We start from the raw sequence: 13,493 nt of genomic DNA, 5'->3' as shown, positions 1-13,493 counted from the left end.
CGTACCTGCTGGTGGGGGTGGGCGTTCCGGACCCGCCCCGCGCGCCCGCTTTGTCCCTCGCCTCACCCTTGGCGGGCATGGTAAAACCGGGGCAATGGAAAGCGTCGTTGCCCTTTTCCGCGAAGCCCAGCAGGCCCAGGCTGTCCTGGTCGCCCTCCAGAATCGCGGGTTTGCCCGTGACCACTTGGCGTTTGCCATGACCGACGTGGTGGCCGAGGATACCCTCGCGCAGGCGACGGGCATCAGCCCGGAAATGGGCGCACCCGGCGGCTCCGGCAACGTGATTCGCGGCCTGCTGGCGGGCGGGCTGGCGGGCCTCGCGTTGACCGTGCCGGTCTGGTTGCTGCTCCTGATCATCCCCAGCACCCGTATCTACCAGGAAGGGGGCCTGCTCGCCATGCTGTTCGGCGCGCTGGGCGGGGCGGGCCTGGGGGGCCTCTTCGGCGCCCTGACCGGCAGTGATCTGGGCGACTACGTGAAGCTGCTGCGCCGGATGGGCGTACCCGCTGCCCAGGCCGAACGCTTTTACGACGGCATCAAGGCCGGGAACATCCTGGTGATCGCCCGCGACCCCGACAGCGTGAAGGCGGACGAGGCCCTCCGCGTGATGCGGCAGTACGGCGCCCTGAGTCTGGAAGGGGCGTCGGGTGGTGGTCGCCTGGACAGTGAGCGCAGGGGCCAGGGCGGGCATTGAACGGCTGAGTGCCGAAGAGGCGGCGGGGGAAACCTCGCCGCCCCTTCCTTTATCCCGGCCAGATCAGCGCCGGGTCGCTGAGGTCGGGCCACACGGCAGGCAGGGTGACGCGCCAGCCGTCCGCCACGATCTCGCGCACCGGCACGACCCCCACGCCACTCCCGCAGAGCCAGGCCCGGGCGACGTGCGGGAGTTCCTCTGCGCGGACGGGCCGCTCCTCAAAGGCTTTCCCACGCAGAAAGGCGGCGCGGGTGAGGCCGGGCAGTCCGCCCGCCGGGACCACCAGCCGACCGTCCAGCTCCAGCAGCGGCGAGGTGCGTGCCCCGTCCACCACGTTCCCGGCGCCGTCCGTCAGCCAGCCCTCGAAAGCGCCCGCCCGCGCGGCCTCCCGCCCCGCGAGCAGGGAAGGGAGGTGGTTGCCGGTCTTGTGCGCCGCGAGCTGTGGGTGAAGCTGCACGCCCGTGACACGCACGCTCACGCCGTCTGCCGGACGGGGACCGGGCTGAAGGGGGCGGTGCGACCAGAACAGGCCGTCCGTGGTGGCGGTCAGGCGCAGCAGGCCCCAGGGGAGGGGATCGAGGGCGGGCGGTTCGCCTTCCGGCGCGGGCAGCCCGAGGAACGCACAGGTGCCCGCCAGCCGCGCAAGGTGCATTTCCCAGAGCAGGGGCACGCCCCGGCGCGTGCGGAGGGTGGTGAAGGCCGCCTCGCCGTGCAGCCAGGCGCTCTGATTCAATCCGGCAGGCAGGGGCTTCACGTTCTTTCCTGACCGCTGAGCGCTGAAGGCTGAAGGCTCAACCTCAGCCAGTTGCCCAGCAGGACCCGCCCCGCCGGACTCAGCACGCTTTCGGGGTGGAACTGCACGCCCCAGGCGGGCCGCCCCGGCACATGCAGGGCCATCACCTCGCCGTCCGCGCTGCGGGCCGTGACCAGCCCCTCCGGCAGGCCGCGCACGACCAGCGAGTGGTAACGCCCGAACGGCGTGCCGTCCACGATACCCGCGAACAGGCCCTCCCCGCCGTGCCGCACGGCTTCCGGGCGACCGTGAACGGGTGCGGCCCGCTCCACCCGGCCCCCCAGCACCTCCCCCAGCGCCTGATGCCCCAGGCACACGCCCAGCAGCGGCACGCCCCGCTTCAGACAGGCCCGCGTGAGCGCGAGCGTGGAGCCGCTGGTGCCCGGCGTCCCCGGCCCCGGCCCGACCAGCACGGCGTCCGGATGGGAGGCCAGCAGGTCCGCCGCGTCCTCGTCCTGCGAACGGAGGTCCACCGCCGCCCCGAGGCTCAGCAGGTCATGCGCGAGGTTCATGGTGAACGAATCCCGGTTGTCCAGCAGCAGCACCCGCAGGCCCGTCCGTGAAGGCGCGGGTGGCGGTGACCACGCCCGGCCCGGCACCGGGGGCGCGGGGGGCCGCGCGGGCCTCCCCGGCCTGCCCGACAGCACGGCCAGCAGGGCCTGGGCCTTGTGGACCGTCTCCTGCGCCTCGCGGAGCGGGTCGGCGTCGATGACCGTGCCGCCCCCGGCGCGGACCTGGACGGTCCACTCTGCCCCGCTGCGCCGGAATCCCGCCGTGCGGATCAGGATATTCACGTCCACCCGCGCGCCGCTCACGATCCCCACGCCGCCCGTGTACCAGCCGCGCGGCCCCGGTTCCAGGTCGCGGATGGCGGTCATCACGCGCGCCTTGGGCGCCCCCGTGATCGTGCCGCCGGGGAAGGTGGCGGCCAGCAGGTCACGCACCGTCAGGCCGGGTCTGGCCCTCGCCGTGACCTCCGAGACGAGGTGCATCACGTGGCTGTAGCGCTCGACCAGACCGAGGTCCGGCACCGTCACCGTCCCTGCCGCCGCCACCTGACCCAGGTCGTGCCGCACCAGGTCCACCAGCATGGTGTGTTCGCTGACCTCCTTGGGACTCACGCGCAGTTCGGCCTCCAGCGCCGCGTCCTCCTGCGGGGTGTCCCCGCGCCGCCGGGTGCCCGCGATGGGGCGGGCCGCGAGGGTGTCCCCCTGCCAGAGCACCAGCCGCTCCGGGCTGCACGACACGACGACCTCCTCCCTCCCGGCTATTGGCAGATCGAGAAAGGCCATGAAGGGGCTGGGGTTCACCTCGCGCAGCCGCAGATAGGCGGCCAGGGGATCGCCCGTCGCCCGCGCCCGCACGCCGCGCGAGAGGTTCACCTGATAGACCTCGCCCGCCCGGATCAGTTCCTGCACGGCCCCCACGCCCGCCGGGTAGTCCACGTCATCCGCGCCGAACTCGCCCACCTGAAGCGTGGGAGTGGGGGCCGGAGGACCCGACAGCACCTCCTGCCAGTCCACGTGCCCCGCCTCGCCCACGCTCTCCAGCGTGCCCGCCTCCCGGTCCCAGACCAGCCCGCTGGGATAGAGGCCCCACCAGCCCGCCGGGCCGTCCGGGGCGTGCGTGTCCAGACCACCTGTCCTTTCGTCGAGGGTACGCGCCGCCTCGTACTTCAGGCCGCCCAGCCAGGCGGGAAAGAGGGCCTCGCCCTCCGGCCTGGCGGGGACCTCTGCCTGCACCCGCACCGGCCAGGCACTCAGGAAGCTGAAGCGTCCGTAGGCCACGACCGGCCCCAGCGATTCCAGCAGCACCACGCCCGGCGCTCCCGCCGCCCGCAGCCGCAGGAGCACGTCGGCCGGGGAGAGCTGGGCCAGAGGTGGGGGCAGGGGAGAGACAGCCGTCACGCGCCGGATTCTAGGGGAGGGGCCGGGCAGGGAGCGTGGTCCATTCCTCTCAATCCCGCCCAAATCCCTACTCTTTACCCGGATTTGGGGAGTAGACTGGGAGCATGTGGGTTTCGACCAAAGCACAGTACGGCCTGCGCGCCTTGATCGAGATCGGGCGGCGGGGTGGGGACGCAGTCCCGCTCAAGGACGTGTCCGAGCGGCAGGGCATCAGCCAGCATTACCTGGAGCAGATCGCCAGCAACCTGCGCCGGGCGGGCTTCATCAGGAGCGTGCGGGGCGCGCACGGCGGGTACCGCCTGGCCCGGCCCGCGTCCGCCATCAACGCCTATGAAGTTGTCACGGCGATGGAGGGCAGCATCGCGCCGGTTTCCTGCGTGGAGGAAGACCACGTGTGCGACAAGGGCAACGTCTGCGGCACGCTGGACCTGTGGCACCGGGTGGACGCGGCGCTGCGCGACGTGCTGGGCAGCACCACCCTGGCCGACCTGATCGCGGACAGTGAGCGGCAGGACCACGCGCGGCTGATGCAACTGGAACCGAACGTTCCCGCGCTCAGCATCTGAGGGACCTTGAGGCCTGCTGGAGGGGCCAGCCGCTCTGTTGGAGTTCCGGCCTCGACCTGGGCCTTTGTCCGGTCGGCAAGTCCCGGCACGGGTGGGCCGAACAGTTCTCGCGGCCTGAAACAGGGGAGACGGGCCGAGGCCGCTGGCTGACCCAGTTTGAAGAGATGGGGGCTCTGGCTGAGGGGACGCACTTGAGGCACGTATCCTGAGGTGATGTACCGCCGCTTGCTCAAGCCCGCCCTGTTCCGTCTGGACCCGGAGGAGGCCCACCACCTGACCCTGCGCGCGCTGGCGGCGGCCTCACATCTGCCTGCCTGGCCGAGCCTCGCACGCACCCTGACGGCGCCCGCCGATCCGCGCCTCTCGCAAACGCTGTGGGGGCGGGCCTTCGCCTCTCCGGTGGGCCTGGCGGCGGGCCTGGACAAGAACGCCGAGGCTGTCCCGGCCTTCAGCGCGCTGGGCTTCGGCTTCGTGGAGGTCGGGACCGTCACGCCGCTGGCCCAGCCCGGCAACGAACGTCCGCGCCTGTTCCGCCTCCCGCCCGACGAGGCGCTGATCAACCGCATGGGCTTCAACAACGTGGGGGTGGAGGCCATGCACGCCCGGCTCGCGGCGCTCCCGGCCCGCCCCGCCCCCGTCTGGGTCAACATCGGCAAGAACAAGGTCACGCCGAACGAGGAGGCCGTGCAGGATTACCTGAAGTGTGTCCGTGCCCTGCAAGACGTGGCCGACGCCTTCGTGGTGAACGTCAGCAGCCCCAACACGCCGGGCCTGCGCGCGCTGCAAGCGGCGGGCGACCTCGCCGCCCTGGTGCGCGCCGTGCTGGACGAGGTGGAGGCGGGCCGCGTCCGCACGCTGAACCGCCCGCCCGTCCTGGTCAAGCTGGCCCCCGACCTGCCCCCCGCAGGCTTCGAGGCGAGCGTGAATGCCGTGCTGGAGGCGGGCGCGGACGGCCTGATCGTCAGCAACACCACGCTCAGCCGGGACGGCCTGACCCACGCGCACCGGGAGGAGGCGGGCGGCCTCAGCGGACGGCCTCTCACCGCGCGCAGCACCGAACTGGTCCGCGCCGCTTACCGACTCACGCGCGGTCGGGTGCCCATCGTCGGGGTGGGCGGCATTTTCACCGCCAACGACGCCTACGCCAAGATTCGCGCCGGGGCCAGCCTCACCGAGGTGTACACCGCCCTGATCTACGAGGGGCCGGGGTTGCCCGCCCGCCTGAACCGGGGCCTGGCCCGCCTGCTGACGCGCGACGGCTTCCACCACGTGACGGAGGCGGTGGGCGTGGAGGCCTGAGCAGGGTCCAAACAGGCGCTTAACAGCTTCCTAACGGCCTCCCCGCACACTGCCCCCAGGTGAGGAATAGACCTTCCACGGAGGCTCCCATGCGTAGACTGGCCCTGACCGCCCTGATCCTGACCACCGCCCTGTGGCCCGCCGCGTTTGCCCAGACGGGCCCCGCCAGCGCCCCGGCCCGAACCTGCACCCTCACGCCCGCCGAGACGGAAGGCCCCTACTACACGCCGGGCGCCCCCGCCAAGAGCAACCTCGCTGCCGATGTGAAGACGGGGACGCCTCTCACCGTGTCCGGGCAGGTGCTCGATCAGAACTGCCAGCCGGTGAAGGGCGCGGCGGTGGACGTGTGGCAGGCCGACGCGCAGGGCCGGTACGACAACAGCGGGTACACCCTGCGCGGCAAGGTCACCACCGACGCCCAGGGCCGCTACACCTTCCAGACCGTCGTGCCCGGCGAGTATCCGGGCCGCACGCCCCACATCCACGTCAAGGTCACGGCTCCCGGCGGCCGGACGCTGACCACCCAGCTCTACGTTCCGGGTTTGGCGAGCAACGCGCGGGACGGCATCTACCAACCCCAGATGCAACTCCAGAACTACAAGGTGAACGGCGGGAAGGCGACGGCGAATTACACCTTCGTGGTGCAGAAGTAAGAGGAAGGGGGGCGAGCGTGGCGCGTTGCCGTTCTCGCCCCCGCGTGCCCGGCCTTCAGTCCTCGCGCTGGAACGCTATCTTCCCGTCCACCACCGTCAGCAGCGGCCAGCCCTTCAGCCGCTCGCCCGTCCAGGGGGAAAACTTCGCCTTGCTCCTGAACTCAGCGGGGTTCACTTCCCGCTCGGTCGCCAGGTCCAGTACCACGAGGTCGGCGGGGGCGCCCGCTTCCAGCGTCGGCTCCGGCCAGCCCATCACGCGGGCGGGGGCGGCCGTCATCAGGTCGAGCAGTTTTTCCAGGCCGAGCTGCTCCCCGAAGCGCGTCCACATCAGCGGGAAGGCCAGCTCGATATAGGCGATGCCGAAAGGCGCGTCCAGCAGGTCGCGTTCCTTCTCGGCCCGAGTATGCGGCGCGTGATCGGTGGCGAGGCAGTCCACCGTGCCGTCGAGCAGCCCTTCCAGCAGGTATTCGGCGTCCGCCTGGGTCCGCAGAGGCGGCGCGACCTTGTAGAGCGCGTCGAAGGTTCGCAGCGCCTCGTCGGTCAGGGTGAGGTGGTGGGGACAGACTTCACAGGTGACGGGGAGGCCGCGTTTCTTCGCCTCGCGCACCAGATCGAGCGCGCGGGCGGTGCTGAGGTGCTGCACGTGCAGCCGCGCGCCCGTCAGCGCCACGATCTCCATATCGCGGGCCACCCGGGCCGCTTCCGCCGCCCAGGGATTGCCGGGCAGGCCCAACTCCTCCGACACCAGCCCTTCGTTCATCACGCCGTCGGCGCGCAGAGCGGCGTCCTCGGCGTGGACGCTCACGACCATGCCCAGGCTGCGGGCGTATTCCAGCCCCAGGCACAGCACGCGGGCATTCTCGTTCGTGCGCCCGTCGTCGGTGAACATGGCCGCGCCCGCGTCCTTCAGGAAGGCGAGTTCCGCGAGCTGCTCACCCTTCTGCCCCTTGGTGAGGGCGGCGGCAGGCTTCAGCCGAGCCAGGCCCAGCCCCTCCGCCTTTTCGATAAGAGAACGCACGGTGGCCGGATCGTCCACCACCGGCGTCGTGTTCGGCATTGAGACGACGGTGCCGTACCCGCCCGCCGCCGCCGCCGCCAGGCCCGAGGCGAGGTCTTCCTTTTCCGTCTGCCCCGGCTCGCGCAGGTGCGCGTGGAGTTCGATGAGGGCGGGGGCGACGGTGCCGCCTTTGCCGTCAATGATTTCGCCCTCGGCGGGCAGGTTCCAGCCCTTGATGACGCCGTTCTCGACTGTGACGGATTCGAGCCGGTCACTGCCGGGGCGTTTGATGTTGGTGATGGTGAACATGGTGTCCTCCTATTTGGTGGTAGTGATACCATCAGCGCATGACAAGCTTATACGATTATACGATTGGCCATAATCTTCCTCACTGGCGTTTCTATCAGTCTCTGGAAGATGATCTGGAGAAATGCTTCAAATACGTGTCCCCAAATATTGACCAATTTGATGTTTACTCTGATGAATTCTCAAAAATTATCCTTGTTGCTTCAAGTGAGTTTGAAAATGTATTGAAAGAGATCAAGGCTTACAAAGATTATACTTGCAATGATAATATCTTAGAATACTATAATCTTATGGCGTCTTCACATCCAAACTTTGGAACTATGAAATTTATAATGCCCAGATACTCAATTGAAATCCAACCACTTGCTGATTGGAGTGCAACACAAAGCCCGGACTGGTGGGGACAAGGCTATAATAAGATAAAGCACAGGCGTATCGATAATCCTAAAGCGGCTAGTTTAATCAGAGCATTGAATTCCGTAGCCTCCTTACAGGTAGTATTGCTACACCTTTATAAGATGAAATTCGATTTGGTATTACTGCCGATAGCTATATCGCCAAAGCTAATTGAGCCTGCTAGTGCTGAGTCAATTAGTTTTTTTGATACCGGATTTATTGGTTGGGAATGGAGACTTCCAGACGAACTGACTGATTGAATGCGGGACTTTTCAATCCCGCCCCACCAGCAGGTGATACAGCACGCTCATCCGCACGGCCTGCCCGTTCTCGACCTGCTTCAGAATGCGGCTGCGCGGGCCGTCCGCTACCTCGCTGCTGATTTCGAGGTCGCGGTTCATCGGACCGGGGTGCAGGACAATCGCGCCGCTCTCGGCTTCCTGCAACAGAGCCTCATTGACCTGATACCGCTCGGCGTATTCCTGAAAGCTGGCGAGGTAGCCGCCGTTCATGCGTTCCTGCTGGAGCCGCAGGGCCATGACCGCGTTCGCTCCGCGCACGGCTTCCTGGGGGTCGGTGGTGACGGTCACGCCGGGCATGGCCGCGAGGTCGGCGGGCAGGAGGGTGGCGGGGCCGGACAGCACGACCTCGGCGCCCAGTTTCGGCAACAGTTCCGCATTGCTGCGCGCCACCCGCGAGTGGCGGATATCACCGATGATGGCGACCTTCTTGCCTTCCAGACTGCCGTATTCCTGCCGGATGGTGTAGGCGTCGAGGAGGGCCTGGGTGGGATGCGCCCGCCGCCCGTCGCCCGCGTTGATGACGGGCTTGCCGCTGTAGCGGGCCACCAGATGCGCCGCGCCGCTGGCCGGGTGCCGCACGATGTAGGCGTCCACCTTGTAGGCGGTCAGGACTTCCACCGTGTCGCGCAGGCTCTCGCCCTTGCTGAGGCTGCTCGCGCCCGCCGCGAAGCTCACCACGTCGGCACTCATGCGCCGGGCGGCGAGTTCAAAGGAGATGCGGGTCCGGGTGCTGTTCTCGAAAAAGGCGGTACAGACCGTCAGCCCTTGCAGCGCCGGGACCTTCTTCACCGGGCGGTCGAGCACCTGATTCATGGTGTCGGCGTTGTCCAGCAGCGCGTTCAGGCGTTCGGGGGTCCAGCCCTGAAAGTCCAGCAGACTGCGGGGGCGGGAGGGGGTGAGGACGGTCATTTCAGCGCCTCCCCATTCACCGGCAGATCGTGCAGTTCCACCACGTCCACGCCGTCCGTCTCCTGCAATTTCACCTTCACGAGCTCCGTCCGGGCGGTGGGCAGATTCTTACCGACGTAATCGGCGCGGATCGGCAGCTCGCGGTGCCCCCGGTCCACCAGCACGGCGAGCTGGATGCTGGCCGGGCGGCCCAGGTCGATCAGGGCGTCGAGGGCCGCGCGCACGGTGCGTCCGGTAAACAGCACGTCGTCCACCAGCACCACCCGGCGGCGCCCCAGGTCGAAGGGGACGTGCGTCTCCCGGATGATCGGCTGGTGCGCGACTTCCGACAGATCGTCGCGGTACAGGGTGATGTCGAGCATCCCGGTCGGCACGTTCACGCCTTCCAGTTCGCTGAGTTTTTCGGCCAGCCGCCGCGCCAGCGGAATCCCGCGCGTGTGAATCCCGATCAGGGCGAGCTGCTCCGCTCCCTTGTTCCGCTCGATGATCTCGTGCGCGATGCGCGTGAGGGCGCGGCGCAGTTCGTCGGCGGTCAGAATGGTGGCTTTGGGCGTCACGGGCGTTCCGCCTTCTGCCCATAAAAAACGCCGTCCAGCGCGCGCTGTCGGCTCGTCAAAACATGTTGCTGTTGCATTTTCTGCTCCTTCTCCTGCCTCACGGGGCGGGTGCGGCCTCACAGGACCGCCGAGAGAGGGTGTCTCCGATTTGGGCGGGGCGACTCGCCCCAGACCTGGGGGAGTGTACACCTGCTGGGGCCGGGGCGTGAAGGGGAGGACGACCATTTGCCCCCACCTCTCTTAACGCTCAATGAACTTGACATGACCGCACTCAAGTTCTAGACTTCGGGCAGTTGAGCGCCGGGCACTCGGGCGATGGGTGCGGCGCTTCCAGCCTCAGGAGGTTTTCAGATGATGCGATTTGACCCTTTTCGTGAAATCGAGGAACTGACCCAGCGCATGGACCGGGCCTTCGGCGGCGCGGTAAACAACCAGATGTCCCGCCTCGCGCCCCCGGTGGATGTGCACGAGGACGAGCAGGGCCTCGAACTCACCCTGGACCTGCCCGGCGTGAACCCCGACGACATCCAGATCGAGGCCGAGAACCAGACGCTGACCGTGCAGGCGCAGCGCAAGTACAACCGCCAGGAGGGCCGCACCGCCCACCGCGTCGAACGGGCCTACGGAAGCTTTGTCCGCACCTTCAGCGTGCCCGCCAAGTACGACCTCAGCAAGGTCGAGGCCGACTTCAACCACGGCACCCTGACCATCCGCGTGCCACGCAGCGAGGCCGCACAGAAGCGCAACATCCAGGTCCGCAGCGGCGGCCAGCTCAATGCTCCCAGGACCGTGGACGCCGAGCAGGGCAACCAGAACCAGGGTGGGAGCCAGAGCAGCGGGCAGACGCAGCAGGGCGGCCAGAACAGCACCCAGGGCAGCGGGCAGACCGGGCAGGAACAGCAGAGCCACCAGTAAACGGTTCAGGGGCGCTGAAGTCCTGCACCCCACCCGAATGTGAACACTGAATAGAGAGAAGCTCCGGCTGGGGACAGGTTCTACGGTTCCCAGCCGGAGCTTCTTTGTTTGTCGCGGCGCGGCGGCTTCAGGCCAGCACTTCGGCGGGCAGTTGGGCCGGGTCGAGCGCCCCCGTCATCACCGAGACGGTGTCGGCCATGCTGATCTTCCGCGGGTTGACCACGGCGGCGCGGCGACCCAGGCGCTGGATATGAATGCGGTCCGCGATCTCGAAGACGTGCGGCATGTTGTGGCTGATGATGATGACGGGCAGGCCGTTGTCGCGCACGCGGCGGATCAGGTCGAGCACCATATTGCCCTCCTTGACCCCCAGCGCGGCGGTCGGCTCGTCCAGAATGACCACGTGGCGGGCAAAGGCGGCGCTGCGGGCCACCGCCACGCCCTGCCGCTGCCCGCCCGACAGGGTTTCGACCGCCTGGGTCATCGAGCGGATGCCGATCTTGAGGCTCTGCATGTGCTGCGTCGCTTCCTGAAGCATCTGCGGCTTGTCGAGCACCCGGAAAAGGCGCCCCAGCAGGCCGGGCCGGACGATCTCGCGCCCCAGGAACAGGTTCTCCGCGATGGTCATGGCCGGGGCGACGGCGAGGTCCTGATACACCGTCTCGATGCCCTGCCGCCGCGCGTCGATGGGGCTGCGGAAATGCACCGGCCTGCCGTCCAGCCGAATCTCGCCCGCGTCAGGAATGGTCGCGCCCGAGAGGGCCTTGATCAGACTGCTCTTGCCCGCGCCGTTGTCGCCGATCACGGCCAGGATTTCGCCGGGGCGCAGCTCGAAGTCCGCGCCGTCGAGCGCCGTCACGTGGCCGTAGCGTTTGACCAGGCCGCGCGCTTCCAGCACCAGTGGGACAGAAGGGGCGGGAGGATCGACCGGGAGGTTGTGAACGGCGCTCATGTCAGGTCTTCCTTCTGGAAAGCTGGTCGGTGGCGACCGCGAGAATCACCAGGATGCCGGTGATCAGGATCTGGTACACGCTGGACACGCCCATGAGGGTCAGGCCGTTGCGGAACACCCCCACGATCAGGGCCCCCAGCAGCGTCCCGAAGAGCATCCCGCGCCCGCCGAAGAGGCTGGTGCCGCCCAGCACGACCGCCGTGATGCTTTCCAGGTTCTCGGTCTGCCCGGCGTTGGGATCGCCCACGCCGGTGCGCGACACCAGCAGCAGCGCGGCGATGCCGTAGATCAGGCCCGCGATGGTGTACACCAGCAGCAGGACCCGCTGGGTGGGAATGCCGGTCAGGCGCGCGGCTTCCGGGTTGTTGCCCACCGCATAGACGTGGCGGCCGGGGGCCGTGTGCGTCAGCACGAACCACGTCACGAAGTACAGCACCAGCATCAGCACCGTGCCGTAGCTGATGGCCGTGTTCCCCACCCTGAAGGTGTTGCCGAAAAAGGTGAGGGGGGCGGGCAGGCCGGTGACGGTCTGCGCGTTCGAGTAGAGCTGCGTCAGGGCGAAGGCGATGTTGTACATGCCCAGCGTCACGATGAAGGGCGGCAGCTTGATGCGGGTGATCAGCAGCCCGTTGAGCAGGCCGAAGAAGGTGGTGGTCAGCAGGCCGCACAGGACGGCGAGGTAGGGATTCACGCCCGCCTCGACGGCGAACTTGGTCATCACCATGCTGCCCAGCGCCATGATCACGCCGTTCGAGAGGTCGATCCCGGCCGTCAGGATGATCAGCGTCTGCCCGATGGCGAGCACGCCCACGACCATCACCTGTTGCAGGATCAGCGAGAAGTTCTGGCCGGTCAGAAAGCGGTCAGACTGGGTGGCGAAGAAGGCGGACGCCAGGATCAGCGCCAGCAGCGGTCCCAGCACGGTGAGGCTGGGCAGACGCTCGCGCAGGCTGCCGCGCTGGGGCGGGACCGTGAGCGATTTGGGATTGGGGTTCGTCATGGGTGTACCTGGCCTGTGGGATCAGGGCGCCGCGTGGACGCCCTGAGCGAAGGGACGTGTGCCCGACTTACTGCCCCCAGCAGTTGGCGAGGCCGAACTTGGCGTCCTTGCTGGAGACGCCCTGGACGGCCTTGTTGGTGATCAGGGTCACGCCGGTGTCGGTGTAGCCGCTGGCCTTTTTGCCGCTCTTGGCGTAGTTCACGCCCGCCACCACGCCCAGCGCGGCCATCTTGAGCGGGTACTGCTGCGAGGTGGCGGCGATCTGGCCGCTCTGCACGCCGCGCACGCCCGCGCAGCCGCCGTCCACCGAGACGATCATCACGTCCTTCTCGCGCCCGGCGGTCTTGAGGGCCTGGTACGCGCCGAAGGCGGCGGGCTCGTTGATGGTGTACACCAGGTTGATGTCGGGGTTCTTCTGGAGGCAGTTTTCCATCGCGGTCTGCCCCTTGGCCTGGTCCCCGTAGGTGTCCTGCGCGCACACGACCTGCGGCGCGGTCGCCAGGGTGGCCGTCTTGGCGGTGATGCCCTTGATCCCGAAGCCCGCCAGGAAGCCGTTGTGGCGCGCGATGCCGACCAGCGGGCCGGGGGAGAGGTCGAGCATGGCGATCTTGGCGACCTTGTTGCCCGAGAACCCGGCGGCCTTGGCATACTGCCCGATCAGGACGCCCGCCTTGAAGTTGTCGGTGGCAAAGAGGGCGTTCACGGCGCTCTGGGGATCGGTCGGGGAGTCGAGGGCGATCACCTGCACGCCCTGGGCCTGGGCTTTCTGGATGGCGGGAATGATCGCCTTGGGTTCGCTGGGCGTGATCAGGATGGTCTTGGCCCCCGCCGCGACCATGTTCTCGATGGCGGTGACCTGGGAGGCGTTGTCGCCGTCCGTCTTGCCCGCCGCCGTCATCAGCTTGGCCCCCAGCGCGCTGGCCTGTTTCTGCGCGCCTTCCTTCATCTTCACGAAGAAGGGGTTGGTCTCGGTCTTGGTGATCAGGCCGATCACCGGCTGGTTGCCCTGCGCGAGCGCGAGGCCGAGGACGGTGGCAGCGGTGAGGCTGGCGGTCACGAACTTGAAGGGTGCGCGCATGCTGGTTCTCCTGGGGGGAATCGGGGCGGGAGGCCGGGGGCGGACGGGGGCCGGTCCTCCGGGGACCGGGAGGCGGGGCAGGCTCAGGGACCGAGGGGCACGGGAGGAACCTCCGGGCAGCGCGTGGGGACGTTCAGAGTCGCGGGGACGTGCGGCGTGCAGGGGTGAC

At 68.1% G+C, this 13,493-nt stretch carries 14 protein-coding genes; 6 read left to right on the top strand and 8 right to left on the bottom strand.

Features of this window, described 5'->3' with window-relative positions; all coding sequences use genetic code 11:
- The first annotated feature begins 94 nt into the window (after nt 1-94).
- Nucleotides 95-694, top strand: a complete 600-nt coding sequence (locus E5F05_RS16855; protein WP_129119791.1) for a hypothetical protein — start codon at nt 95-97, stop codon at nt 692-694.
- Between the two features lie 49 nt (nt 695-743).
- Here the strand turns inward: E5F05_RS16855 and E5F05_RS16850 are convergent, their stop codons facing one another.
- Together E5F05_RS16850 and E5F05_RS16845 are read right to left on the bottom strand one after the other, a co-directional pair.
- A complete protein-coding gene (locus tag E5F05_RS16850) occupies nt 744-1,448 on the bottom strand; it encodes an aminotransferase class IV (RefSeq protein WP_129119790.1) in 705 nt (234 codons plus the stop codon).
- Nucleotides 1,445-3,394 carry a chorismate-binding protein gene (locus E5F05_RS16845; RefSeq protein ID WP_241687206.1) on the bottom strand — a complete coding sequence of 650 codons (1,950 nt, stop codon included), beginning with the start codon at nt 3,392-3,394 and terminating at the stop codon, nt 1,445-1,447. Before E5F05_RS16845 ends, E5F05_RS16850 begins: the two co-directional genes overlap by 4 nt.
- 104 nt (nt 3,395-3,498) lie before the next feature.
- Here E5F05_RS16845 and E5F05_RS16840 point away from each other — a divergent pair, with 104 nt between their 5' ends.
- The 3 genes from E5F05_RS16840 (at nt 3,499) to E5F05_RS16830 (ending at nt 5,912) form a co-directional block, all read left to right on the top strand.
- Entirely contained in the window at nt 3,499-3,960 is a 462-nt protein-coding gene (locus tag E5F05_RS16840) for an RrF2 family transcriptional regulator (protein ID WP_129119789.1), read from the top strand.
- A gap of 213 nt (nt 3,961-4,173) precedes the next feature.
- Nucleotides 4,174-5,259, top strand: coding sequence for a quinone-dependent dihydroorotate dehydrogenase (locus tag E5F05_RS16835; RefSeq protein WP_129119788.1), 1,086 nt, complete (start codon nt 4,174-4,176; stop codon nt 5,257-5,259).
- An 89-nt stretch (nt 5,260-5,348) separates the two neighbouring features.
- Complete coding sequence (locus E5F05_RS16830; protein WP_129119787.1) at nt 5,349-5,912, top strand: dioxygenase family protein; 564 nt, start codon at nt 5,349-5,351, stop codon at nt 5,910-5,912.
- Between the two features lie 55 nt (nt 5,913-5,967).
- Here E5F05_RS16830 and E5F05_RS16825 read toward each other — a convergent pair whose 3' ends face one another.
- Nucleotides 5,968-7,218, bottom strand: coding sequence for a dihydroorotase (locus E5F05_RS16825; RefSeq protein ID WP_129119786.1), 1,251 nt, complete (start codon nt 7,216-7,218; stop codon nt 5,968-5,970).
- Between the two features lie 38 nt (nt 7,219-7,256).
- Here E5F05_RS16825 and E5F05_RS16820 point away from each other — a divergent pair, with 38 nt between their 5' ends.
- On the top strand, nt 7,257-7,871 hold the full coding sequence (locus E5F05_RS16820) for a hypothetical protein (protein ID WP_129119785.1): 615 nt from the start codon (nt 7,257-7,259) through the stop codon (nt 7,869-7,871).
- A gap of 12 nt (nt 7,872-7,883) precedes the next feature.
- Here the strand turns inward: E5F05_RS16820 and E5F05_RS16815 are convergent, their stop codons facing one another.
- Entirely contained in the window at nt 7,884-8,822 is a 939-nt protein-coding gene (locus E5F05_RS16815) for an aspartate carbamoyltransferase catalytic subunit (RefSeq protein ID WP_129119784.1), read from the bottom strand.
- Nucleotides 8,819-9,379, bottom strand: coding sequence for a bifunctional pyr operon transcriptional regulator/uracil phosphoribosyltransferase PyrR (pyrR, locus tag E5F05_RS16810; protein WP_129119783.1), 561 nt, complete (start codon nt 9,377-9,379; stop codon nt 8,819-8,821). The genes E5F05_RS16815 and pyrR overlap by 4 nt, the downstream gene beginning before the upstream one ends.
- Before the next feature lie 351 nt (nt 9,380-9,730).
- Between pyrR and E5F05_RS16805 the strand changes: the two genes are divergently transcribed.
- The gene (locus tag E5F05_RS16805; RefSeq protein ID WP_164973520.1) at nt 9,731-10,294 is read left to right on the top strand and encodes an Hsp20/alpha crystallin family protein; all 564 of its coding nucleotides are present in this window, start codon (nt 9,731-9,733) and stop codon (nt 10,292-10,294) included.
- A 127-nt stretch (nt 10,295-10,421) separates the two neighbouring features.
- Here the strand turns inward: E5F05_RS16805 and E5F05_RS16800 are convergent, their stop codons facing one another.
- The 3 genes from E5F05_RS16800 to E5F05_RS16790 all read right to left on the bottom strand — a co-directional run bounded on the left by E5F05_RS16800 (nt 10,422) and on the right by E5F05_RS16790 (nt 13,324).
- Nucleotides 10,422-11,246, bottom strand: a complete 825-nt coding sequence (locus E5F05_RS16800) for an ATP-binding cassette domain-containing protein (protein ID WP_129119781.1) — start codon at nt 11,244-11,246, stop codon at nt 10,422-10,424.
- Between the two features lies 1 nt (nt 11,247).
- Complete coding sequence (locus tag E5F05_RS16795; RefSeq protein WP_129119780.1) at nt 11,248-12,246, bottom strand: ABC transporter permease; 999 nt, start codon at nt 12,244-12,246, stop codon at nt 11,248-11,250.
- Nucleotides 12,247-12,313: 67 nt separating this feature from the next.
- Nucleotides 12,314-13,324 (bottom strand): sugar ABC transporter substrate-binding protein, encoded by a 1,011-nt coding sequence (locus E5F05_RS16790; protein ID WP_129119779.1) that lies wholly within the window; start codon nt 13,322-13,324, stop codon nt 12,314-12,316.
- Between the last annotated feature and the right edge of the window lie 169 nt (nt 13,325-13,493).

This window comes from Deinococcus metallilatus (assembly GCF_004758605.1).
GTDB lineage: Bacteria > Deinococcota > Deinococci > Deinococcales > Deinococcaceae > Deinococcus > Deinococcus metallilatus.
This window is presented reverse-complemented; position numbering and strand designations above follow the sequence as displayed.

Excerpts from the sequence above, each read along its gene's own strand:
- E5F05_RS16855 (WP_129119791.1), top strand. The coding sequence starts at position 95 with ATGGAAAGCGTCGTTGCCCTTTTCCGCGAAGCCCAGCAGGCCCAGGCT.
- E5F05_RS16840 (WP_129119789.1), top strand. The coding sequence starts at position 3,499 with ATGTGGGTTTCGACCAAAGCACAGTACGGCCTGCGCGCCTTGATCGAG.
- E5F05_RS16835 (WP_129119788.1), top strand. The coding sequence starts at position 4,174 with ATGTACCGCCGCTTGCTCAAGCCCGCCCTGTTCCGTCTGGACCCGGAG.
- E5F05_RS16830 (WP_129119787.1), top strand. The coding sequence starts at position 5,349 with ATGCGTAGACTGGCCCTGACCGCCCTGATCCTGACCACCGCCCTGTGG.
- E5F05_RS16825 (WP_129119786.1), bottom strand. The coding sequence starts at position 7,218 with ATGTTCACCATCACCAACATCAAACGCCCCGGCAGTGACCGGCTCGAA.
- E5F05_RS16820 (WP_129119785.1), top strand. The coding sequence starts at position 7,257 with ATGACAAGCTTATACGATTATACGATTGGCCATAATCTTCCTCACTGG.
- E5F05_RS16815 (WP_129119784.1), bottom strand. The coding sequence starts at position 8,822 with ATGACCGTCCTCACCCCCTCCCGCCCCCGCAGTCTGCTGGACTTTCAG.
- E5F05_RS16805 (WP_164973520.1), top strand. The coding sequence starts at position 9,731 with ATGATGCGATTTGACCCTTTTCGTGAAATCGAGGAACTGACCCAGCGC.
- E5F05_RS16800 (WP_129119781.1), bottom strand. The coding sequence starts at position 11,246 with ATGAGCGCCGTTCACAACCTCCCGGTCGATCCTCCCGCCCCTTCTGTC.
- E5F05_RS16795 (WP_129119780.1), bottom strand. The coding sequence starts at position 12,246 with ATGACGAACCCCAATCCCAAATCGCTCACGGTCCCGCCCCAGCGCGGC.
- E5F05_RS16790 (WP_129119779.1), bottom strand. The coding sequence starts at position 13,324 with ATGCGCGCACCCTTCAAGTTCGTGACCGCCAGCCTCACCGCTGCCACC.